Source organism: Shewanella sp. Scap07, from assembly GCF_013394145.1.
GTDB classification, from domain to species: Bacteria; Pseudomonadota; Gammaproteobacteria; order Enterobacterales; family Shewanellaceae; genus Shewanella; species Shewanella waksmanii.
In genome coordinates this window covers 3,128,836-3,151,659 of sequence record NZ_CP041329.1, presented here as the reverse complement: position 1 = coordinate 3,151,659, position 22,824 = coordinate 3,128,836, and the positions used below count along the sequence as shown (strand labels likewise).

The 22,824-nt window shown below is 45.0% G+C and carries 17 protein-coding genes; 3 read left to right on the top strand and 14 right to left on the bottom strand.

What is annotated here, in order from left to right:
* Nucleotides 1–61 precede the first annotated feature (61 nt).
* Together rfbB and FLM48_RS13785 are read right to left on the bottom strand one after the other, a co-directional pair.
* The gene (rfbB, locus tag FLM48_RS13790) at nt 62–1,141 is read right to left on the bottom strand and encodes a dTDP-glucose 4,6-dehydratase (protein WP_179025019.1); all 1,080 of its coding nucleotides are present in this window, start codon (nt 1,139–1,141) and stop codon (nt 62–64) included.
* Nucleotides 1,142–1,204: 63 nt separating this feature from the next.
* Nucleotides 1,205–2,290 carry a TDP-N-acetylfucosamine:lipid II N-acetylfucosaminyltransferase gene (locus FLM48_RS13785; RefSeq protein ID WP_179025018.1) on the bottom strand — a complete coding sequence of 362 codons (1,086 nt, stop codon included), beginning with the start codon at nt 2,288–2,290 and terminating at the stop codon, nt 1,205–1,207.
* Nucleotides 2,291–2,527: 237 nt separating this feature from the next.
* Here FLM48_RS13785 and FLM48_RS13780 point away from each other — a divergent pair, with 237 nt between their 5' ends.
* Nucleotides 2,528–3,694, top strand: a complete 1,167-nt coding sequence (locus FLM48_RS13780; RefSeq protein WP_179025017.1) for a nucleotide sugar dehydrogenase — start codon at nt 2,528–2,530, stop codon at nt 3,692–3,694.
* Between the two features lie 56 nt (nt 3,695–3,750).
* On the opposite strand, the gene FLM48_RS13775 is transcribed toward FLM48_RS13780, so the two are convergent.
* From FLM48_RS13775 to FLM48_RS13720, 12 genes are all read right to left on the bottom strand, one after another.
* Nucleotides 3,751–5,034 (bottom strand): CDP-glycerol glycerophosphotransferase family protein, encoded by a 1,284-nt coding sequence (locus tag FLM48_RS13775; RefSeq protein WP_179025016.1) that lies wholly within the window; start codon nt 5,032–5,034, stop codon nt 3,751–3,753.
* Nucleotides 5,035–5,088: 54 nt separating this feature from the next.
* Nucleotides 5,089–5,487: a glycerol-3-phosphate cytidylyltransferase gene (gene tagD / locus FLM48_RS13770; protein WP_179025015.1), complete on the bottom strand. Its 399-nt coding sequence runs from the start codon at nt 5,485–5,487 to the stop codon at nt 5,089–5,091.
* 10 nt (nt 5,488–5,497) lie between these two features.
* Complete coding sequence (locus tag FLM48_RS13765; RefSeq protein ID WP_179025014.1) at nt 5,498–6,925, bottom strand: sugar phosphate nucleotidyltransferase; 1,428 nt, start codon at nt 6,923–6,925, stop codon at nt 5,498–5,500.
* Nucleotides 6,926–6,959: 34 nt separating this feature from the next.
* Nucleotides 6,960–8,924, bottom strand: coding sequence for an exopolysaccharide biosynthesis polyprenyl glycosylphosphotransferase (locus tag FLM48_RS13760; RefSeq protein ID WP_179025013.1), 1,965 nt, complete (start codon nt 8,922–8,924; stop codon nt 6,960–6,962).
* 461 nt (nt 8,925–9,385) lie between these two features.
* Entirely contained in the window at nt 9,386–10,426 is a 1,041-nt protein-coding gene (locus tag FLM48_RS13755; protein WP_179025012.1) for a glycosyltransferase family 2 protein, read from the bottom strand.
* On the bottom strand, nt 10,416–11,744 hold the full coding sequence (locus tag FLM48_RS13750) for an oligosaccharide flippase family protein (RefSeq protein WP_256870941.1): 1,329 nt from the start codon (nt 11,742–11,744) through the stop codon (nt 10,416–10,418). Before FLM48_RS13750 ends, FLM48_RS13755 begins: the two co-directional genes overlap by 11 nt.
* A 130-nt stretch (nt 11,745–11,874) precedes the next feature.
* Nucleotides 11,875–13,146, bottom strand: a complete 1,272-nt coding sequence (locus FLM48_RS13745; RefSeq protein ID WP_179025010.1) for an O-antigen ligase family protein — start codon at nt 13,144–13,146, stop codon at nt 11,875–11,877.
* The gene (locus FLM48_RS13740; RefSeq protein WP_179025009.1) at nt 13,101–14,516 is read right to left on the bottom strand and encodes an exopolysaccharide biosynthesis protein; all 1,416 of its coding nucleotides are present in this window, start codon (nt 14,514–14,516) and stop codon (nt 13,101–13,103) included. The genes FLM48_RS13745 and FLM48_RS13740 overlap by 46 nt, the downstream gene beginning before the upstream one ends.
* Before the next feature lie 30 nt (nt 14,517–14,546).
* Complete coding sequence (locus tag FLM48_RS13735; protein WP_179025008.1) at nt 14,547–15,770, bottom strand: polysaccharide biosynthesis/export family protein; 1,224 nt, start codon at nt 15,768–15,770, stop codon at nt 14,547–14,549.
* Nucleotides 15,771–15,796: 26 nt separating this feature from the next.
* Nucleotides 15,797–16,156, bottom strand: coding sequence for an STAS domain-containing protein (locus tag FLM48_RS13730; protein WP_179025007.1), 360 nt, complete (start codon nt 16,154–16,156; stop codon nt 15,797–15,799).
* 431 nt (nt 16,157–16,587) lie between these two features.
* Complete coding sequence (locus FLM48_RS13725) at nt 16,588–16,977, bottom strand: ATP-binding protein (RefSeq protein WP_179025006.1); 390 nt, start codon at nt 16,975–16,977, stop codon at nt 16,588–16,590.
* A 47-nt stretch (nt 16,978–17,024) separates the two neighbouring features.
* Nucleotides 17,025–18,224, bottom strand: coding sequence for a SpoIIE family protein phosphatase (locus FLM48_RS13720; protein ID WP_179025005.1), 1,200 nt, complete (start codon nt 18,222–18,224; stop codon nt 17,025–17,027).
* A gap of 291 nt (nt 18,225–18,515) precedes the next feature.
* Here FLM48_RS13720 and FLM48_RS13715 point away from each other — a divergent pair, with 291 nt between their 5' ends.
* Both FLM48_RS13715 and FLM48_RS13710 read left to right on the top strand, forming a co-directional pair.
* Nucleotides 18,516–19,367 (top strand): phosphate/phosphite/phosphonate ABC transporter substrate-binding protein, encoded by an 852-nt coding sequence (locus FLM48_RS13715; RefSeq protein ID WP_179025004.1) that lies wholly within the window; start codon nt 18,516–18,518, stop codon nt 19,365–19,367.
* A gap of 1 nt (nt 19,368) precedes the next feature.
* Complete coding sequence (locus FLM48_RS13710) at nt 19,369–22,815, top strand: PAS domain S-box protein (RefSeq protein WP_179025003.1); 3,447 nt, start codon at nt 19,369–19,371, stop codon at nt 22,813–22,815.
* Nucleotides 22,816–22,824 lie beyond the last annotated feature (9 nt).

Genomic DNA, 22,824 nt, shown 5'->3' with positions numbered 1-22,824 from the left:
ACACTAGGCAAGCTACTTAGTGCAACTGTAGCTAAGTATATACGACATCGGAGTTGATAGCTTAATTTAGACCCAAGCGTTCCCCTTGATATGAGCCATCCAGAATAGCTGTATACCAAGCTTCATTGTCTAAATACCATTGTACAGTTTTTCGAATTCCTGATTCAAATGTCTCTTTCGGCTGCCAATTCAAATCATTGGCAATTTTTGAAGCATCAATCGCGTATCTAACATCATGACCTGGTCGGTCTGCTACATAGGTTATTAAATCAGAAAAATTACCAGTAGCGCCATTCACAACAGATAACGGCTTGTCAGTAATGAGTTCGTCCAGTATTGAACAAATACACTGAACTACTTCTAAATTGGTTTTCTCATTGAACCCGCCAATATTGTAGGTTTCTGCTACCTTGCCTTCACTGACTACTTTATATAGCGCTCTTGCGTGATCTTCCACATACAGCCAGTCACGGATTTGCTGGCCATTACCGTAGATGGGGAGAGGTTTACCTGCTAATGCGTTTATGATGATTAAAGGAATCAGTTTTTCGGGAAAATGAAATGGACCATAGTTATTTGAACAGTTGGTTATAATAACCGGTAAGCCATAGGTACGCTGCCATGCTCTAACCAAATGGTCAGAACTTGCTTTAGACGCAGAATAAGGCGAGCTAGGGTCGTATGATGTCGACTCAGTAAATAGATCGTCGGTGTTACCTAAGTCGCCATAGACTTCATCTGTCGAAATGTGGTGGAAACGAAAATTATTTTTTTGTTCTTCGCTACTTGTTAGCCAATACTGCCTAGCCACTTCGAGTAAAGTGTAGGTTCCGACAATATTGGTTTGAATAAATTCTGACGGCCCATCAATAGAACGATCTACGTGTGACTCCGCTGCTAAATGCATCACGATGTCAGGTTGATGTTCTTTGAACGCCGACTCCATAGCAGACATATCACAGATATCAGCTTGGATAAAAGTGTAGTTTTCTTTATTTTCGATACTTTGTAATGAGCTTAAGTTTCCTGCATAGGTTAACTTATCAACATTAACGACCTTATTATTGGCTTCGTTAACCAAGTAACGTACAAGTGCACTGCCGATAAAGCCTGCACCGCCAGTGATAAGGATTGTTTTCATTTTGTTATCCATATACTTAAATAGCTGAATAAAGTGCGCTGATTATACCACCTATAAAGCAGATTACAGGCGACTTTGTGTCAATTTGTCGAAGAAGTTGCTCCACTTAGGTGCTAAGGCAGCTTCAGTAAAGTTATCAAGCAGTATTTGCTGGTTTTTTAACTGAGTTTTTGGACTAACTTGCCGCAGCTGCTCTACGCTTTGCTGACTAAGATCATCAATAGAGCCAATAGTAAAATGATAGCTTTTGAAGTTCTCATAAGTACTCGTTGAAGACTTAAGGAATAATTGTTTACCATGCAGCATCATATAATAGGCAACATACAAACCTTGTTGACGGTCGTGAGCGAACACAGTGATATCAATACGGGCTAATAGTTTGTCATATTCGGCTTTTGATAACATTGATTGTATCGGTATGAATTTATGGCCGAAAATCGCTTTCCCTTGCTCTATCACCGTTTCTATGTATTCGTCTGTGCCTGCGTAGTTAAGCGGCATGATTAGTTCGATATCCTCATTGCTTAAGTGAGCAACACTGGCTAATAACTCTGAATGGTTATTACTTTTTGCCGCAGAGTTCCCTAACATAATGCTCAATGGACCGTCAGTTTGAACGGGAAGAGTCTCTGGTGGGCTGACTTCTACCAAGGGGTAAGGTAAAGTTTCAACTTTCTTGCGGCCAAAAGTATGTTGTATTAGCTTTCCATCACCGGGATTTAGTGATTTAACAAAATGCATTCGTCGGCAAGCGAGTACATGGGCGCTTTTAGCTATCACTTCTCTAAAGGTGCGGCTTTTACCCAAATATTGATAAGTATCAGCTCCCCAACTAACCCAGCTACAACGTTTAAGTAGCTTGGTGAAGTTTAAATGTAAGCACAGTGTTCGGTTGTGTAGGCTATGAAATATAAACTCTGATTTTGCATTTTCTCGCTGCATTAGTTTAATGAGTTGCTCAGAGTTGCAATAGAATTCCGTGTTGAATCCACACACAGCCAATTGTTCAGCATTTTCGCGATCGCTTGTTTCATTTTTACTGCTTTCAATGAATACCTTATGGTCATTCTTTACACTACAGTAAGCTTTGAAAAAACCCATAAAATTATGATAATGATGAGGAATATTTTCAAAAATATGGATTATCATTGGTTTGCCTATGGGACTGCGAAATCGTTGAGTTTTTCAAAGTGGCGTATAATGCCACAACTAGCACGCTGATGGGTACTGATTTTGTGATAGGGCTTGCGGCAGAACGTGCTAAGTGGTTGAGATTAGGCCACGTTAAAAAATATAATTAATAAGGCTATAATTTTGACATAGTCATCGAAGACTTTGGTGCGAGGTAATGGTAATGTACGCGTTTTTAGTTTTAGAGGAATAACAATGAAAGTCGCGATTGCTGGTACGGGGTACGTTGGATTGTCCAATGCAGTGTTGCTTGCTCAGCATAATACAGTGGTGGCAGTAGATATTGTTGATGATAAAGTAAATCTAATCAATCAAAAGGTTTCTCCCATTTCAGATGATGAAATCGAGCAATTCTTAGTCGAAAAGTCACTAAACCTTATCGCGACCACTGATAAGGCGCTGGCATATAAAGATGCAGATTACGTTGTTATTGCGACACCGACTGATTATGACCCTGAAACTAATTTCTTTAATACGGCCTCAGTAGAGTCAGTCATAGCCGATGTAATTGAGATAAACCCTGATGCGGTAATGGTCATAAAGTCAACAGTACCTGTTGGCTATACTCAGACAGTAATAGATAAGTTTCAAAGTAACAATATTATTTTTAGTCCTGAGTTCTTAAGAGAAGGCCGAGCGTTATACGATAATTTACACCCATCGAGAATCATAATTGGTGAACGTTCTGAACGTGCTCAGGTGTTTGCAAATCTTCTCGCTGAAGCAGCGATTAAACAGGACATTGAGGTGTTATTTACTGACTCGACTGAGGCTGAAGCGATAAAGCTCTTTTCTAATACGTATTTGGCCATGAGAGTTGCTTACTTTAATGAACTTGATACTTACGCTGAAACTCATGGATTAGATACTAAGCAAATAATTCAAGGTGTGGGCCTAGATCCTAGAATAGGTAGCCATTATAACAACCCTTCGTTCGGATATGGGGGTTACTGTTTACCTAAGGACACTAAACAGCTAAGAGCTAACTATGCTGATGTACCTAACAGTTTGATTGGCGCGATTGTTGAAGCGAATACTACCCGTAAGGACTTTATCGCTGATTCTATATTGAAGAAATCGCCTAATGTTGTTGGGATATATCGACTGATTATGAAGTCAGGTTCTGATAATTTTAGAGCGTCTTCTATTCAAGGAATTATGAAGCGAATTAAAGCGAAGGGCATTGAGGTTGTTGTCTATGAACCGGCATTGCAACAAGACGAATTTTTCCATTCAAAGGTGGTTAACAATGTCGATGAGTTTAAAGCAATGGCTGATGTGATAGTTTCTAATCGTATGGTTGATGAGCTTAATGATGTTGCAGATAAAGTTTATACCCGTGATTTATTTGGCAGTGATTAATACATAAAGTTACTCCACTTTACTCGACATTTGCGGTAAAAGCTTTTTGATAGCTTTTACCGCACAGTATTGTATGTTCGATTAACCATTGTAGTTTTAGCGCTGGTAGTTTCTGTTATCCATTGTTCTAATGTATTGAAACTTGGCTTTTCTTGCTTATCCCAGAACCACCGTTTTAACCTCTCATAATCTTGCTTTTCCTGCCAAGACAACGCTGTGAAATCACTGTCCAAGCAGACCTGTAGCTGTTTAAAATTGGTTAATCTCCATCTATTGTCGCTATCGCTAATGAGTGGCAAACTTTGGGCGTAATCATAGTGGCTGCGTTGGCTACTAACGCCTTGTGTTGCTGTTTGTTCATTGTCAAAACAGTAAAACCGAAAAGGGGTGTTGTTGGGCAGGACATCGATGAATAAAGATGAGCTGTCTGTGATCAGCAAATCTATCTGTTTTAGTACATCATAGACATCATCGCGTTCAGATATATCAATGATATTTGCTATCGATTGTAATCCCTTGGCTAAATGGGCTTCATTGGGGTGAAAGCGAATCAATAGTAACTGATTATTACGCTGAAGCTGCGCCGACAATGCTTGCCAGTTAAAGCCTGCATCATAGGGAGAAACATTAGTTTGAGTAGCAGTTAGGCCACTGTCTCTCCATGTGGGCGCATATAGAATCACCTTTTGATATGACCCATTAAATAGCTTTGACAAGTCAGTTTGGCGATGAGGGTAGCAGGCATAAAAATCGCTGCGCGGGTTGCTGCAGAGTAATGTCTCGCTTTTGGTTAGTTTAAATGCCGACGTAAACAGTGATTGTACTTGCTCCGATGGGCACAACATCACATCAGGTTTAATATACTCTTGATAGTACTTTACCGATTTAAGCCATTTTTGCATGGGCTGCTGGCTATGATACACCTCATACAAAGGTCCTTGGTCGATATCAAATTCAATTTTTTTCAGTGGACTACCGTGCCAAAGGTTAGTCTTTATCGCGCCGCCGTGAGTGTAGCGGTTAATGTCACCAACATAACTGCTGTAGAAATAGAACTTAGCGGTTAACGAGTGATAAATCCCTGGTAATGACCATCGATGATAGGCTTCGTAGCCTTTGGCGTTGAGTTGTTCTAGTACTTGATTGTCAGCACTTATCCAGATAGCACGCATAAAGCCATTGAGTTGCCAGTGCAAGAATAAGTACTTACTGTTGTCAGCGAACTTATTCTTATAGCAACCAAATACGGCTTTGTGTTGCCGAGTGAGCAAACCACAGAGCACTTCACAAATCTTGGCGATTAGCCCTTTTATATATGACATTGCGTGTGTTTGCTTCATCGTTTTTCTCCGGTCATTGCCAGCATTTGGCTATTCTGGTTGGATATGAGTTGTCTAGTGATGCTGTTGTTGGCTTAAGTCCACCTTGATGTCAGTGGTCGAAATTTCATCGGTACGGGCAAGGTAAACAACTTGGCAATGTTGCTTTAGATGGTCAAAGTGACCCTGCCAATCATCTCCCATGGCGAATATATCGATATGATGGGTGGCAATATCTGCCACTTTTTGCTGCCAGTGGTTTTCGGCGATGACATGATCAACATATTTGCACGCGTCAACTATTTCGACCCGCTGGGCGTAGCTAAAAAAAGCCGCCTTACCTTTTAAGGCATTAAATTCATCCGTAGACACCGCTACAATTAACTTGTCACCCATTGCGCGTAATCGTTTAAGTAGTCGCACGTGGCCATAATGAAATAGATCAAATGTGCCGTAGGTTATGATAGTTTTCATCTCTTTTCTCCTAGTGAGACAAGCCACTTGTTAGCCCAAAAGATTGTTTAAGCGTACTCATAATCAAATGTGAGTATTTACGAGTATTGGGATCGCGAGTGAATGACATCTCCACTAAACGGCGTTCCTCTTCTGGGGCATTATTTGGCAGTAGCAGCTGCACAGGCCCGAACACGCCGCGAGTTTGAGGTTTGTGTGTTTGTGTATTTTGGCTTGGCGCGTGATGATTGCTGGCGCTGGCACCAAATAGGGCGAGTCTGCCGCTAACGACATGTCGCAATTGAGGTAATATTGATAGCAAGCGATTGTTGAGGTTAAGGCGCCAGCTTAGCAGTGGGTTACCCTGATTATCGGTGAGCTCATCGGCTATAAAGGCACGACCTGGGTGGCGTAACAGACTCGCTATACTCAAGATGAGTGTTAGCAATACAATGATTGGTGCGCTCAATAGTACAGCGAGTCTTAGCCATGGATTGGGTTGGTTAGATTGGGTTGTTGCCTGCAAATCATTAGCAGCCAGCAAACTAGGATCATCAACCTCGATGTGCCCGCCGTTATCAAGGTTAATGAGTAAATTTTTGCTAACAATCACATTGTTAAGTTCCAGCCCTTCACCTACATAGGTGTTAGGCAGTATCACACAATTGTTAAGTATGGAGTTAGCGCCCACTAGGCAGTGGTCACCAATCACCGCGGTGTTGTTGATTACGACGCTAGCATCCAGCCAGCTTTTCGCAGCCACTAACCCCATTGCTGCTCGCATTGATTGCCTATCTAATTGCACTTTTTCACCAAGAAAAAAGCCGCCTAATTGTTGGTTTTCAACAAACAACTCACTTGGAGATATCCCCTTTATTTCACCTTGAACTAGCTTGAGGTTGGCTTGGTGGTAGTTTTGCAGGCTATCTAAATGAAAATTGTGACCGTGTAGAACCAGTGTGACCGCATCGTTATGGCTTTGGTCTTGAGTTAATGGCCAGTTCAGTTCATCAATAAACGGGATAGCGGCTGGCAGCAACATCATGCCAGCGCTAATGCCCTGCATTTTGGCTTGTACATAGGCGTCAGGGAAGCGGGCCGAGAATTCGACAAATTTTTCCACGCAGGGGCTGCGCAGCATATCACCGCGGATTATCAACGTAGGTTGGTCTCGGCTGATTGTCAGGCGGTTAAGTGTGTCGAGCGTGTTCTCTTCTGGCTTTGATAGGAAGTACTCAATGTTTACCCCCCAGCGTAGTCCTTGTTGTAAGTATTGCTCTATCTCCTTGGCGTCTGTAGAGATAATCATTTTGATGTTTTTTATGCCGGCACCGGCAAGATCTTCGAGGGTGTATTCAATCACTCGCTTACTGCCGACATTGAGCATCGCCGGGCTGTAATGGTGATTTAACGGAGTAAGTTCAGATCCGCTTCTATTGGCTAGTATGATGGCTTGCATAATATCGTCCTTATACACGTAGAGTGTTAAACCGTTAGTAAGCACCGCGGGCAGTGAGTACCGCAGGGATCGTTTTTAATAGCAGACTGATATCGGCAGTCAGTGACTGTTGGTAGATATAATCAATGTCTAGCTGTACTTGTTTATCGAATGGGATGTCAGACCGGCCACTGACCTGCCAGATACAGGTAATACCTGGCTTGATATTCAATCGTCTGCGTTGATGTTGGCTATATTGCTCCACTTCAGATAGCAGTGCAGGTCTAGGGCCGACCAGCGACATATCCCCTTTAAGTACATTCCACAGTTGCGGCAATTCATCGATAGACGCCTTACGGATAAAGCGGCCGACACGAGTGATACGCGGGTCCTGTTTCATTTTAAATGTGACGCCACCTTGCATTTCATTTTGCGCTTGCAGCTTTTGTAAGCGCTGCTGCGCGTCGGTGTACATAGAGCGAAATTTCCACATTTTGAATGGCAGGTTATGTTTGCCTGCTCGTTGCTGGCTAAAAAATACCGCCCCTGGTGATTCAATTCTGATGAGCATGAAAACCAGCATGAATAAGGGAGACAGCAGTAATAGTGCGATGCTGGCTACCACAACATCTACAATACGCTTAGCAACAATATTTAGCCTTAGCGCTAATTTATGGGTGACTCGGGTTAATACCGCCTTTTGGTAAGCCAAGTCTTGGCTGGCTAAACGGTGTGCCAACCCTTGTGTCGACAATGCTCTTTGGCTTGGGGGGGTCTGCGCAGCCTTACCAGCACCTTGCTGCTTTAGGTAGCGATTAACCCGATAAAGAAACAGTGGATTACCAATAATATAACGGCGCCACATGCGTTTTGGCTCGGCGAGCAATCTGCATATCCACTCCATTCCCATTTGTCTTACCCACATTGGCGCGCGTTTTATACGATTTGAATAAAAGTCAAATAATCCACCCACGCCCATAGCCACACCGACTTGAAGCTCACTCTGGTGTTTCTGTAACCAAAGTTCCTGCATTGGCGCACCCATGGCGACCAGCAGCACAGCGGCGCCGGATTGGTTAATTTTATCTATCACAGATTGATTGAGTTGCTTATCAGCTAAGTAGCCATGATGAGTGCCTGCAACCTTCAGGTTTGGAAACTGTTGCTGCATATTTTGTGCAGTTTGTTCAGCAATACCCGGGCGGCCACCCAATAAGAATATGGCCAGGCCTTGTTCCGCCATTTGTTGACATAGCAACGGGAACATATCGGTACCGTTAACATTGTCTTTTAAACTGATCCCTGCTTGTTTGGCCGCTAAACGCATTCCTAATCCATCGGCAAATACTTGCTTACATGTTTCAAGTGATGAGCGGTATGTGTCATTGTCAAAGGCGATGTTCATGCAATCAGCATTAACAAAAGCGTAGCGAGAGACGTGGGTGTTGTCAGTCGCAGCGCTCATTACCTGCGTGAGCATGTCATCCATACTGACGTTGTTGATGCGGGCACCAAATAACTCAAAGGTTTCACTTTGCGGCAAATTCGATTGACTGCCTAACGCGGTGATAATCGTTATCCGAGCCAGTGCCAGTAGGTAACTTAACGCGCTGCTGTGGGCGTCAATCAATGCTTGTTGTTGGCATTGGAAATTAAGCCCCATTTTTTGGTGAGCGTCGTTGAAGCTGATGAATCCGGGTTTTAGGGTTACCACGGTGCCAGACTCGAAACTAAAACGCTGCGGTGAGCCTAGGAGGTTTAGCTTGCCACTTACCACCTGCAACAACTCTGGTAGGCGTGAGAATATATTGTCACCAGCTAAGCGGTGCACTATGAGTAATTGTTGCTGCTGATCTAACAGCTCAATACGCTCGAACGCAGCGCGTAGGCGCAATTTTTGGATAAGAGAGAAAATCGCAATGATAGGGGCGCTGAGGATCAGCAGTGATAACGCGATGATAATGTCAATGCAGCGGATCAGCATAGTCGTTGTCGTATGCTTGATTTGGCTTCGATTCATATTCAGCTCCTAGATTAGTTGCGATAGACTTAAACTGTCGTCACGGTTTCTTAAATCTAATAGATACATAGCAGGAGCTGTGCCAATATTTTATTTGTATTAATTACAGTGTCTTATAATAAAGTGGTGGTGAGCAACTAGGGGTAATTTGCAGATTGCAAAGCGGTTTGCATTGTGAAGACGACAACGGAAATTAATCAGGGCAGATGAAGGACAGCCTTGCTTCAACAACCTCATGTGGTGTCAATAAGCTGAGGCGAACAAAGCTCATCCTTATCACTTCTCAAGTTTACTGCTATAACAAATCGTGTATTAAATCGGGCGCAGCGATTGCGCGGTGTCACAGCAGCTAAATACCGCTGGGCGATACGGGTTAATTTAGCTGTTTTTGATGTCAATCGCTGCGGCGACAAACGCTTTAACCTGGTGATTAGCGTTTCTTGCTGGCTTTGGCATAACAATCAGTACTGTGACGCTCGTACACCATCGCGACCAATGACCCATCGCTGTCTTACCCCTATGCAGTACTGGCCGATTTTGGCACAGGTATTAAATACACTTTTAGGCAGTACATAAAGCAGATAAGCGGCGCTAAACGTCACCACAGTGCGACCAGTCTCTTCCATTAGTAATGCTGGGGACTGGGCGATGGCTTTATTTATCATCTCTTTAGCCGTTGTCCCTTGACCACTGCGTACTGCCTGTCTCGCCAAGTACCTAAGTTGATAAGCACGGGCCTTACTCTCATGCTGCTGCAATAATTTAGGCGCGAAAATGCGGGCTTTATCAATCATCTTTTCCCAGGATGCCAGTTGCTTGTTGACGTCTGAGGATAGCCCTTCAGGGTTAAGACGGTAGTAGGTGAGTGGCTGTGGAATACCGGCCATCTGCCATTTTGTGGTCGCTATCATTCTTAACCAACACTCAATATCTTCAGATTGACGGAAGGTCTCATCAAAATAACAGCTATGGTCGCTCGCATGACTATAAGATTGGAAGCGAATATCATTGAGCGCCGCTCGCCTGATCACGGGCGCGGAGCCATTGCCAACAGGATTACGACATAGCAATACTTCAGCGCTGATATTGTTGAGCTGAGGCATCTGGAAAATGGCAGTCATAGTGCCATCATGTTGCATAAAAGCACTGCGAGAAAAGCTAATTCCGACCTTAGGGTTAGCATTCAGGTGATCAACGTGCAGTCGCAGTTTGTCTTGGTGCCATTGATCATCAGAGTCAATAAAGGCGACATAATGGCCGATAGCGTGACGAATACCAGTATTACGCGCTGCCGCTAAGCCCTTATTGTGCTTATGATTGATAATTCTAATGCGACTGTCATGGATAGCTTGGCAAATTGCCAGACTATTATCCGTTGCACAGTCATTTACCAAGATTAGTTCAAAATTGTCGTAACTTTGATTGAGTACTGACTCAATGGCACTTTTTACAAAGTGTTGCACGTTATAAACCGGCATAACTACAGATACTTTAATATTCATAATGTGCCTCCCGAGGCGATTTTTTTACTCGGTTTGCGCGAGTAGGTTGTAGAGTTTGATAGATGTAAAAGCTGAAAAGTGGCATGGCGATTAAATGCAGCAACAGTATGGCGAGCGCAATCATCAATAGGCCAAAGTAGCTGGCAATCACAATGGCGATGGTGAGCGCTGCTGTGAAACCCAAGTTGTAAATCAAGTTGAGTTTACTGCGGCCCATACTAATCAATAGCTGGCTGGTGGCTTCACCCAGCGGGCGAAATAAACCACTTAGGCACAGAAGTATAAAAATGGGTAAAGCACCGGCATCGACCCATTGCGAGCCATAAATAAAGGGCACGTATAACGGCGCTAGCACAGCTTGCAGTCCAATAATTGGTAGGGCTATCATAAAGATAAGTTTCAATGAGCTGACATATTGCTCACTACGTTTGTCAGTGGGCGCTTCGCATAGATTTGAATAAAGCGCCGTACCGTAGCTTTGTACTAAGCCAAGGCTAATGCCTAAACTGGCATTGAATGCAAAAAAGTAAACACCTAGTGCTTCGACTCCTAGCAAGTAGCCAACTAGCAAGTAATCAATATTCTGTCGCATAGCGATACTCAGATCAGCCAATCCGACCTGAATGCCAGGTGTACTCAATCGCCCTAGTGCACGGGCAGATTGTGGTGGGTAATTGATAACGGTTGCACGGCGGTGAATAGCAACCCAAATCAGCACCACAAGCACTTTAGGGATGATGATGGCCCAGATCCCAAGGCCGAGTAATGCCAGTGTCCCCGTGAGTAAACTGTCAAAAATGGTTTGCCATAGCACGGCGCTACCCACTACACGCATATTGTTTTCTTTGAGGTTTTTAGCGGCATGTAACATGCCTAGCGGCAGCAACAGATAGCTAGATGCCATTACCATCATCGGCAGTATTAGCTCACTTTGTTGATAGTAACTGGCAATCGGCACACTCAGTATCGCCATCAGTAAAAAAGCGCCAACGCAGGCTATCCAATTGAGTTGATTCGCACTGCGCTGTGAGGTATTAAACTCGCTATCTGGCATGGCAATCAACATTGCGGAACTTATTCGCTTAGTTGGCGTATGGATGAGTTCAAAGCAAGTGAGAATGATGGCGACTTGGCCAAAGATTTCTGGTGTGAGTAGTCGCGCAATGATGATGCTGGAGCCTAAACGTACTATGCGTCCGAGTACTTGGGCTGAGCCTAGCCAAAAAATACCTTTGCTGAGCTTATGGCTTATGATGGTTTTTAGCGCTTGTTTTAATGCCTGCATAGCACACCCTAAACTGGTTTCAAGCAATGACATATTGCTTGTTTACTGTTTAGTTACAGGAATCGTGCCAATTAATTAGGTTTTTATATGTTATTGTTTGTTATGTTTATTTTTATAAATTAACTATAGGGAGGTTGCATATTCGCATTTTGCAATGACGTAACTAGGCATTTTGCTTTGCGTTGATATTACGTTGGCTTTGTTGTTTCAAAGCAATACCCATCACTAATAGTCCCGGCCAAAACAGGTAGGCTAGAATTTCTAAATTCTCACCAAAGGTATAGAGCATTAACATCAGCAAAATGGCCAAGCCGACACGACTGAGTGGCAAGCTAAAGCTATGCCGTAAGAAGCTTAGCGCTGTCACTAACATTGCGACAGCGAGCGCGACTGCGCCGACAGCGCCTTTGACAAACAGTAGCCCATACCAAGTGTGATGAGAGCCAATGGGCATGTACTCAACTAAGTGAGGGCCACGCTCAACGATACCGTGTCCCCACCAGATGGCCTCATTTGACCAGCGCTCAATCGCAATATGGGCGAGCTCTTCACGCACTCTAGTGGAGCCAGCCCGTGCGGCTTTGATTGCCAATATGCTGTACTCAATTTTATCGATGATCTGGCTACCAAACAGGCTAGCAATAAGTATCACTGGGCTGGCAATGATATATAGCCATGGCTGTTTGTAGTAACGCCAAAAAGTAAAGTAGGCCAACAAAAAGAGGTAGCAGGCGATAGCCAATCTCGATTGCGAGATGAGTATCATCACCAGTGATCCCGCAAGCCCATAGCATTTGAATTTAATGGACCGCTCTTGCAGCGCAAAAATGGTGAATAAATTTCCCAGCATACCTAATGCGGGGGCCCAAGGCGTAAACAGCCGCCACCTTGGCAAACCGCTGCCAGGATCAATTTCATATAAGCTGACACTGAAAAACTCTGGCCCCGGCCCACCTATGATGCTGGTTGGCGACACATACAGTGTTTCCGGTAAACGCAGTAACCACGCGATGAGGAATAAAGGCAGTAAGATTAGTGTATGCTTGCATACCTGACAGCAGGCGCGGTAGATAAGTTCAGCGCGAATGTTAAGCATGCCTAACAGTGGAAAAATCGCTAATAACGCCCAACCCTTCGCCCATCCGATACTCGACTTAATCAGTTTAGCGGTGCCCAATTGGTAATCTAAGTGGGCCACGACAAGTGCAATAAGCATGATAAACATGGCCACACACCAAATTTTAGTGGCCAAATGGGCTTGGTAACTGATGTGATCAAACGTATAGCGTTTGATGGTTTTAAGTAGCAACACCCAAGCGATGACGGGGGCAATAATATAAACCGCCCCCAATAACCAAAATAGGTAGGTACAGCTAATACTGTACCAAACTATTTTTTCGTCACTATTTTGCGCAGTATAGGTTTGCGTATCCATGCGATTCCTAATCCGGTGATCATCATAAACGAGCTCACTAGTCCGCCTAGTATGGCAAGAATGGCAGCCATTTTACTAGGCTGCTCTGCCAAACTTGGCGCAGACAGCAGTTGTACCATAGGGTAAGCAGAATATATGTCAGCTTTACCGACATCCATCTTAGCTAACGCTGAGGTAAATACAGCGGTAGCGACTTGATGTTGGCGGTGTAGGTCTTCTAGCTTCGCTGCATCGTCATTACTGTGTTTTAAGCGTTCATCCCATTGATTAATTTGCAGATCCAATGCTGCTATTTCTTGGGTTAAGCCATTGGTTTGAGCAGCAGTTGCAAGAAGCTGCTGCATGAGCTCCGCCCGCATATCAATGTCATCGGCAGAGAGCTTTAACATGAGATCTTGGTCTGCATAGCCGAGCAAACTTTGGCTGCGCTTGGTCATAGCTGCTAATAGCGTTGCTTGTTGCTGCTTTTGGGTTAGTACCTGCGGGTGTTTAGCACCGTAGCGGCCACTGATTTCGGCCAGTGTCGAGGTTGCATGGCTATAAACAACCAGCAATTGTTGGTACAACTGATCATTTTTTAACTTAAGTGTGTCTGCAGCTTGCTGCGGGCTTAGTGCTAACTGGCTTTGAATCGTCTGTTGACTGGCTTTGATGCCCTGCAGTTTTGCCACCAAGTTGACGCGATTGTGACGCAAGCGCTCTATGGTAAGGGCTAACTCTTTAAACTGATCCAATGACACTAAGCCTATTTTTGACTGAAAAGCTAATATGTTCTTTTGGCTGTGGTTAACCTTATCGGCAAAGCCTTCGATGCCCATTTTGATGCCATTTTCTCGTTGGCGGCTTTCATCGGCTCGTAGTGAGCTCAATAGTGACTGTAAGCTGCGGTATAGTGCCCATGCACGCTCCTGAGCTTTTACAGGGTCATCGCTCTTAAGGCTAAATTGCATAATACCGGTCTGGCTTGGCAGTTTAAGTTTAGGTTTGCCAAGTTCACTGGGCTTAATCTCAAGCGCTTTTGCGGCAAGTGACATGACATTATCGCTGGTGGATAGCGCTTTGTAGTTTTGACGCGGATCGATAGCAGAGCTCGAATAAGGCGAATTGGCAGCACTATTGGCTTGTCCTATGCTGTCTAAACTCACAGTCGCACCCGCGCCAACGCCAGGTAATATTAGGGTCCATTTGCTTTCATATCGTTTAGGGCTAAGAACGATTGCGATAATCACTACAAGCCAAATGGCCACTATGCTGGTAAGCCCAACTTTAAGATAAAGGTTGCGGCGTTGCTGCGGATCTAAACTGGTGCCATTAACTACAGCACGAGTGAGCCAGCGTAATGAAGTTGGGACATGCTCTGAATTAGCCATAGTAGTCACCTTTACCCTTTACCCTTTACCCTAAAGGGCATTCCAAAGTGTGGCGGGCAGTAAAATATCTGTGAAAGTTCGCGCAATCTCTCTGATGTTGGTGATGCGAGAATCGTAGCAGGCTAAGCCATCACCTGGCAGTAAAATGGGGTTCACCTTGCTTTGATAAGAATTAGCGATCAGGTTGTTAATTGAGCGCTCAACCACATCCATCTGTTGCGTGATGGGGTTTTTAGTGATTAGCAATACATGGCGATCGGCATTAGTGGTGTTGGCGCCGCCCACACAGTTAGCGCCGATTGCGCCGCTAAGTAACCTAGTGCCGTAAGGAAAACGTGTCGCTTCGGTATCAACCGCTGATTGCGAGTTACTACTGGCCGGCTGAGTTAAGTTTGAGATGAACACACGAATACCAGGTATCGTGATTTGTGAGGGGCGCGCAAGTTCATCATTAAAGTGAGCGGTTTGTGGCACATGAATGTGATCACCGGCAACCAAATTAAAATGCGGTACCGATTGGCCTGTTAGAAACCCGGTTAGATCGACGTTGAAGCGTTGGTTGTTACGACTGACAATCACTCGAGTGATATCGGCATCAGGGCGTACCCCACCAGAAGATCTTAACGCTGCAGCTAGGCTACGCTCACTGGCTAAATCCCCGCTAAATTGTTCATGTTCGTCCGCCATTTGAATTTCAGATTTTTTATTGATGAGTCGGATCCCCGGCTCGTACACAGCCCCTGAAATCCGTACTTCAATTGCGCCCCATTTTAGCGGTACTATGCTGACTCGCACAGCGTGAGCATGCATTAATTGCTCAGATATCAAGGTGTCACTGACTGCATTTTTAAGTTGCTCTAGGCTTAAGCCTTTGGCTTTTATTGCCGGTAGATAGGGCAGATAGATGTAACCGTCAGGGTTAACTTCAACTTGACCGCTGAAGTCATCACCATGCAGCACTTCCACATTTAAGCGATCGCCGCTGGCTAAGGCGACTTGTTGCATGGTCAACAAGCTTGCATCTTGCAGGCTGGGATGGCCTTTTTCATTGTTTACCATTAGCTGCGCATCATAGGGTTGATGGCGAATATAGGGGGTTTGATTGCTGTAGTAATGACATTGCTGACTTTGAGGCTTATTGGCATCTTGGTGACACAATGACTTTTCTTCTGTGTGCAGAGGAGTGACGCAACCGCCCAATAACAAGGTTGCGCCTAGTATTGCTGTTTGTATTCCACCAAGTTGATTACGCATAGTCATGTACTCCCTATAATGAACGGCTAGTGACTTGAAACGGTTGAGGGTGAGCACACATGTTCAATAGCTGAATGCTTGTTCTCAAAAATGGTGAATATTTGGTGTAGTTGCGTCAGCTCAATTAGCGCGCGAACGCCATTGGTGGGTGATAGCAATACCACTTCACCGGCCGTTTTATCTGCCACCTTGAGAGCTGAGATCAAAATTGATAGGCCGCTTGAGTCGATGTACTCAACCTCATGGAGATCGACAATCAGACGATTAGTCCCAGACTCTAATTGGCGGGTGAGAGCAGCGCGTAGCGTTGGGGTTTGTGACATCACCACTTGCTTAGGTAAAGTCACTAGACAGGCATTATTATGGGGTAATGGCGAGAATTTCATGTTGAACTCCGTAGGCCTTAGCCAGTGATTAAGCGTTATTCGCTGTTGTTTGACTAAGACATCTGCAGTCATTGTGCCAACTTTTAAATTGTTGTTATTATTGGTTTTATTGGTTTGGTTAGGGTGATGCAGAGACCTGGGAGCATGTTGCAATTGCAATCTGAGCATCGTTTTCGCAATTTGCAATCATGGTAAATGGTCAGAAAAGTAGCGGAATGCTATTAAAAGGGACGCTTTGCTATCACTTTACTGAACTGCTTAACGTTAGGTGGTAGAAAATTCACTCAAGCGGTACAACAGGTAAAGGGTTGTGATGCCAACTAAAGCTCAGTAAATGGTTGAGCTTTAGTTAGCACTAAGAAATCGGCATGAAACTGGCCATGGTACTGGCAATAGTATTGGCAATAGTACTGGTGTAAGTGACAAGGTATTTAGTGTCGCAGCAGCGATAGCCGTAGATGGGTGCCTGCAACACTGGCTTGAACTCTGACTTGATCCATCCAGTTTTGCATAATCCATAAGCCCCTGCCTGTTAAAGAAAGCGGTGGTGGGCAGCTTGGTTTTTGCGGCTCAATAAAGGGGCTGTTATCTAACAGATCGATGGTCACCTTATCACGTTCACAACGGATAATGAGACTGACTTTTGCTAAGTCCACTTGGCTGTGCTGCGCTATATTGGCAACAGCTTCCAAAATACAAGTGACAATCTTAAAACGCTGCCCGGCAATCACGCTGTTTTGCAGCAGAAATTGGTCGAGTTCAGTGCAGAAGTGTTGGCTGTCTATCGCACTTTGGCTGAGATTAAACTGTAAGCTATTCATCGTCTTTCCTCATTCTATTGGCTAGGTGCTCATGCACAAAACAGCGTTCAATGAGCGTGCTGAGTTTGGGTAGAGATAATCATCATTGATATATCATCTTGAATGTTTTGCTGTTGCCATAAATTAACCGCATGGCGTAAGTGATTAAGTAAGCCTGCTGGCGTCATGGTAATGGCTTGTTGACACAAGCGTTTTACTCGCTGCAGCCCAAACTCGCCAAATTTGGGATGAACACATTCATACAGGCCGTCGGAAAATAACATCAGGCTTTCGTTTGGACTTAAGGTGAATGTATTAAAGCGATATTGGGTGCCGCTTTTGATACCAATGGGCAGCTGATTATCCAGCGGCGCCTGAGATACGCGCTGTTTGCCGAGCACAATGGCCCGTGGGTGACCGGCATTGGTCATACGACATTCTCCAGTGCGAGTGTTGGCAATACCAATTGCTAGGGTTGCAAAGCGGCCTAAATCTTCGGGATCGGAGAAGTTATCATTGAGGCTTTGGGCGATAACGGCAGGATCATAGCCATCCCAGGGGCATTGTGGACTACTCAGTTGCTGGGCTAGAGTAAAACTCTGCATTGCCGCTGCCACACCATGTCCAGTGACATCAAGCAGGTAGAAGCCGATGTGTGATGGGTCAATCTCAAAACATTGGAAAATATCGCCAGCTAAATCTTGGGCGGGGTCAAATGTTGACGCGATGGACCAATCAGCCAGATTTTGGCTATTGTCTGGCAACAAGGCTTGCTGTAACAAGCTGGCCGAGTGCAGCTCTTGGCGGATCTGCTGTAGGTAAGCTTGCTCTTTATCTAAGCTCCGAGCGAGTTGTTGATTCCGCTCAGCTAAACACTGTTGCTGATTGATTATTCGTTGTGCGGCCAATAGCCTGACTTTCAAAATGGCCGGATTAAATGGCTTAGTGAGAAAGTCGTCGGCGCCGGCTTCAATACCGGCTACCGTATGCTTAGCTTGGTTATTGCCCGTGAGCAAGATGATGTAGGGTGGGTTGGCTAAGGTTTTGAGCTGTTGTGCCAATTGTGGCCCCGACATGCCCGGCATGCACCAGTCACTAATGACAATGTCAAAATGATGCTGTTTTATTAGCGCTAATGCCTGCTCAGCGCAGCTGCAGGTTTGCACTTGAAAGCCCAATGCACTGACCACATGCTTAATGTAATACATATCAGTAGGGCTATCTTCTACCAGTAATAACTTGTGCGGTTGGCTGTGTATTGAATCCATTATGTCTAGGCCTTTATGTTTGCGGCTGTAGACAGGCCATTCAACTGTTATGCCAAATTGTGTAATTTGGATGTAATAATTTACTTATCAATAGCTTAGTGGGTTCTATCTTTACCGTGATGCAGAAAAGCAGTGGCAGTAGTTGCATTATGCAAATCGCTAATCCATATTGGGAATGGCATCGTGTTGTACTATATATCTGATAATGCGACTGTTTATCTCCGCATTCATGTCGTCTGCGGCGTATGCTTAGCCGATACTGTGAGGCGAATTAGCTAAAGGGACGTACATATGACTAAAAGCATAGGATATGGGCTAATGTTGTGCCTGTTACTGCTGCCAACTGTGTCAGCAAATCAGCAGCTTAAACAGGAAAAACCCCGTTTAGTTTTTGGTGTGGTACCGCAGCAAGCTGCCAGTACGTTGGCCAGAAAGTGGGCGCCTTTACTCGATGAGCTTTCAACACAATTACCTTACCAATTGCAATTTGCAACCGCACCCGATATTCCCACTTTTGAGCAACGCTTGGCCGATGGCGTATATGATGTGGCGTACATGAATCCCTACCACTACGTGGTCTTTCATCAGCCACCTACTGAGTATACGGCTCTGGCCAAAGAGAAAAACAAACGCCTAGCCGGCATCATTGTGGTTGGCAAAGACAGTGGCATTGATTCAATTAACCAACTTAATGGTGCCCAAGTTGCTTTTCCTGCTCCGGCAGCATTTGCTGCCAGTATTATTCCTCGGGCCAGTTTGGCCAAAGCAAGCATTGTGATAACACCTAAATATGTAGGCTCGCATGATTCAGTCTACCTGGCGGTAGCGCAAGGGTTGGTGAGCGCTGGTGGGGGAGTGATGCGTACCTTTAACAATATGCCAGATAACGTGCGCGATAAATTGAAGATTTTGTGGCAGACCCAGGGCTACACCCCACATGCTTTTGCAACCCATCACAGGGTTTCACCTGCGCAGCGACAAGCTTTACTTGAGGCCTTGACCGCTAAGGAAAACCAGCAGCGTTTGGCACCACTGCTTGGGCAGTTAGGCTTTAAGTCCTTTAGCGGCGCTAAAGACAGCGATTGGGATGATGTGCGAGCGCTGTCGTTAGGTGAATTGACCATGCCATTGCAAGGAAACTGACATGTCATTTCGACTGAAAACCGTATTGGGCATTGCGCTCATTGAGGGGGTGCTGTTGATGCTATTGGTATACACCAGCATTAACTACCTCAAAGAAGCCAATGATACTGAAGTTGAGCGTCGTGCTTTTGTGATAGGCGAACTGTTTGCTGCGGCGACTAAAGATGCTGTGATAAGCAGTGACATTTCAACACTGCAAGAACTCAGCCGGGAGTTGATAGCGAAAACCGGTGTGCAACAAGTTAAGGTTTATGACCGCTCAAGTCTACTGTATCAATCGGGCATTGACTCAGATACGCTATCGTCTACTCAGGTAGCGGCTCCGGCCGACAAAAACCAAGGCAAAGTGCTTAATGTCAGCGCAGAGATAACGGAAGCCGGCTATCAATTTGGCCGTGTGGAGCTGAGTATAAAAAGTAGTGGGTTTGGTACTTTTATCAATGATGCCAGGCAGCATATTTTGTCCATTGCCGCATTGGAAATGTTGCTAGTAGCACTATTTTCATGGCTGCTTGGGATCTACCTTACTCGTAATTTGAGTGCACTGAAAGCCGCTGCCAATCGCATCCTCGCCGGAGAAAAAGGGGTGACGGTGCCGGTAAATAACCATGATGAGATAGGTCAGGTTACCCGGGTGTTCAACGAGATGGTACAAACTGTAGATGCCAATCAAACCGCTTTGGAAAATGCCAATACCCAACTGACAACCATTTTAGAGACCGCGGTTGATGGTTTTATTATCATTGATACCCACGGCATCATTGTTGAAGCTAATCAAGCATTACTGACGTTATTTGGTTACCAGGCATCGGAGTTAATTGGTAAACGCGTAGCCTCGTTAACCCCTTCAGTTAACCGTCCACAATATGAGCAGAATCTACAACAGTTTATCAGTTCTAGCCGGCAACGATTAAGCGTTCGCCCACAAGAGGTGACAGCGCAAACCCAATTAGGTGCGCAGTTTCCTATTCACTTAAGCATCTCAAAAATGGTGGTGAACGGTCAGACAAGCTTATTGGGGTTAATCAAAGATCTCACCGAGATAAAGAAAAGTGAGCAAGCGGCTCAGCGTACGGAGTCTATTTTACTGGCGACATTAGAAGCCAGTGAAGATGCGCTGGTGACGATTGATATCAGCGGCAGTATTGAGCAGTTCAATGATGCCGCATGTTCGCTGTTTGGTTATACCGAGCGTCAAGCGAAAGGGCAATTAATGGGAGATTTGCTGTTCGCAGGACAAGATAGAAATAACTTTAACCAAGGTTTGCAAGAGTTTCGCTTAACCGGCGATGCACCGGGTATTGGGCGGCAAATGACACTGGTAGCCAAAACAAGCGCAGATTTGAGTCTACCTGTCGAGCTGAAAATGGTGCCAGTTCAGTTGGGTGATGAAGTGTTGCTCACCGCTTATATTCACGATATTTCCAGCCGTATCGCTTATGAGCACCAGCTGACTCAAGCCAAAGAACAAGCCGAGGCAGGTAGCCAAGCAAAATCGCGCTTTTTGGCAACAATGAGTCATGAAATTCGCTCGCCACTCAATGCGGTGCTGGGCAGTGTTGACTTGATGCTTGAATCTCAGCTTAATCATGAACAACGCATTTATGCCAACACCGCCAAAGAGGCCGGTACGGCATTACTGAGTACCATCAATGACATCTTGGACTTTTCTAAGATTGAAGCTGGGCAGATGTCGCTGCAAATGCAACGATTTTCGCCAGCTGATGTGGTGGCTCAGGTGCTGCAAATCTTGGCGCCCAAAGCACAGATAAAACAAGTGCAATTGGCATCGTTTATTAACCGCAATGTCCCTGATAACTTAGTTGGCGACCAGCAAAAGTTACGCCAAGTGCTGCACAATTTGGTCGACAATGCGATCAAGTTTTCTGACTCTGGTTGTATTACGGTAGAAATGTGGATTCCCGATGGCCACGTTGATGAATGCGAATTACATTGCGCCGTTACCGATCAGGGAATTGGCATCAGCCAAGCCGCGCAAAGTAAACTATTTAAGGAGTTTAGCCAAGTACACGACACCCACAGCACCAATTATGCCGGTACCGGTTTGGGGCTTGCGATCTGCAATGAGTTGGTGAACATTATGCAAGGAAGCATTCAACTGAGCAGCCAACTCGGCCACGGTGCGTGTTTTCGTTTTAGTGTTAAGATGCAGCGCAGCGATACAGACCCCTATGTGTTGCATTCCTTGCCGGCACACTGCCGTGTGTTGCTTATTCATCCTAATGACACCTATAGCCAATTAGTGCGTAAACAGTACAACCAATATGGCGTGCAAACTCAAATTTCTAGCTCGATAGATGTTGTACGGCAAGGCTTACAAGTGCGGGGCCGCTTTAATTTGGTGCTCATCGATGATAGCTATTTAGCTGAGCTGGATCTGGCTAGTGTGCAAATACTCAAACGAGATTTTTTACATGAAGATGGCTTGCTAGCGGTCATGTTGTCTGCATTAGCTTCACAAGAAATTGAAAATCTCAAAGCAATTCATGTCGAGCAATTTGTGACTAAACCATTAAGTCGAGAAATGTTACTTGGGCTGCTCAGTGGGGATTCAAGTTCAACCACAACGACCAAAGATGATGTCGAAGTAGAGCCATTGGCCACCGTTATCAATGCCCGGTTATTGTTAGCTGAAGACAGTCCATCGAATCAGTTAGTTGCTGGAGCGATGCTGACAAAAATGGGCTATGAAGTGGAATTTGCTAACAATGGCATTGAAGCGGTACAAATGGCAGCCGACAGTCACTATGATTTAATCTTAATGGACATGCGTATGCCACGCATGGACGGCCTGCAGGCCGCAGAGCAAATTTTGTTGGCGGCGCCAAACCAAGTCATTATCGCTATGACAGCCAATGTTCAGCAAGAAGATATGGACCAATGTTTTAATGTCGGCATGAAAGATTTTGTCGCCAAGCCGGTTAACCGCACTCAGCTGTTAGCAACGGTTAAAAAATGGTTGGAGATTCGTCCTGAACCCATTGCAAATCAAGATAATGCTGATAGTTTGGCAGAAGCAGCTAAAATTGAAGTAAGCCCCAGTGCTACACAAGATAATACTCAGGCAGTAATGATGGAAAATAAGCAGAATTTGATTGATGAGCAAGTGATAGCCGAATTAGAGTCAGTATTAGGGGCGGAGTCCTTGCAACAGATGCTGCAGGTTTTTCTTAATGAAACAGAGCAGCGACTTGATGATATTCAACGCTTAAGTGATGAAGATAACCACAGCGCCATTGCTGATGAAGCGCATACCTTAAAAAGCAGTGCGGGCAGTTTCGGTGCGCAGGCACTGTTTGAAGCGGCCAAACAACTTGAACATTTAGCACAGTCAAGTGATGTCAAAGTGATTACTGCTGAAGTGGCAAAGACTCTGGCACTAGGGGCACAAACATGCGCTCAACTCAAGCAGCGAATCACATCGTAAATAGGGATA

Excerpts from the sequence above, each read along its gene's own strand:
- rfbB (WP_179025019.1), bottom strand. The coding sequence starts at position 1,141 with ATGAAAACAATCCTTATCACTGGCGGTGCAGGCTTTATCGGCAGTGCA.
- FLM48_RS13785 (WP_179025018.1), bottom strand. The coding sequence starts at position 2,290 with ATGATAATCCATATTTTTGAAAATATTCCTCATCATTATCATAATTTT.
- FLM48_RS13780 (WP_179025017.1), top strand. The coding sequence starts at position 2,528 with ATGAAAGTCGCGATTGCTGGTACGGGGTACGTTGGATTGTCCAATGCA.
- FLM48_RS13775 (WP_179025016.1), bottom strand. The coding sequence starts at position 5,034 with ATGAAGCAAACACACGCAATGTCATATATAAAAGGGCTAATCGCCAAG.
- tagD (WP_179025015.1), bottom strand. The coding sequence starts at position 5,487 with ATGAAAACTATCATAACCTACGGCACATTTGATCTATTTCATTATGGC.
- FLM48_RS13765 (WP_179025014.1), bottom strand. The coding sequence starts at position 6,925 with ATGCAAGCCATCATACTAGCCAATAGAAGCGGATCTGAACTTACTCCG.
- FLM48_RS13760 (WP_179025013.1), bottom strand. The coding sequence starts at position 8,924 with ATGAATCGAAGCCAAATCAAGCATACGACAACGACTATGCTGATCCGC.
- FLM48_RS13755 (WP_179025012.1), bottom strand. The coding sequence starts at position 10,426 with ATGAATATTAAAGTATCTGTAGTTATGCCGGTTTATAACGTGCAACAC.
- FLM48_RS13750 (WP_256870941.1), bottom strand. The coding sequence starts at position 11,744 with ATGTCATTGCTTGAAACCAGTTTAGGGTGTGCTATGCAGGCATTAAAA.
- FLM48_RS13745 (WP_179025010.1), bottom strand. The coding sequence starts at position 13,146 with ATGGATACGCAAACCTATACTGCGCAAAATAGTGACGAAAAAATAGTT.
- FLM48_RS13740 (WP_179025009.1), bottom strand. The coding sequence starts at position 14,516 with ATGGCTAATTCAGAGCATGTCCCAACTTCATTACGCTGGCTCACTCGT.
- FLM48_RS13735 (WP_179025008.1), bottom strand. The coding sequence starts at position 15,770 with ATGCGTAATCAACTTGGTGGAATACAAACAGCAATACTAGGCGCAACC.
- FLM48_RS13730 (WP_179025007.1), bottom strand. The coding sequence starts at position 16,156 with ATGAAATTCTCGCCATTACCCCATAATAATGCCTGTCTAGTGACTTTA.
- FLM48_RS13725 (WP_179025006.1), bottom strand. The coding sequence starts at position 16,977 with ATGAATAGCTTACAGTTTAATCTCAGCCAAAGTGCGATAGACAGCCAA.
- FLM48_RS13720 (WP_179025005.1), bottom strand. The coding sequence starts at position 18,224 with ATGGATTCAATACACAGCCAACCGCACAAGTTATTACTGGTAGAAGAT.
- FLM48_RS13715 (WP_179025004.1), top strand. The coding sequence starts at position 18,516 with ATGACTAAAAGCATAGGATATGGGCTAATGTTGTGCCTGTTACTGCTG.
- FLM48_RS13710 (WP_179025003.1), top strand. The coding sequence starts at position 19,369 with ATGTCATTTCGACTGAAAACCGTATTGGGCATTGCGCTCATTGAGGGG.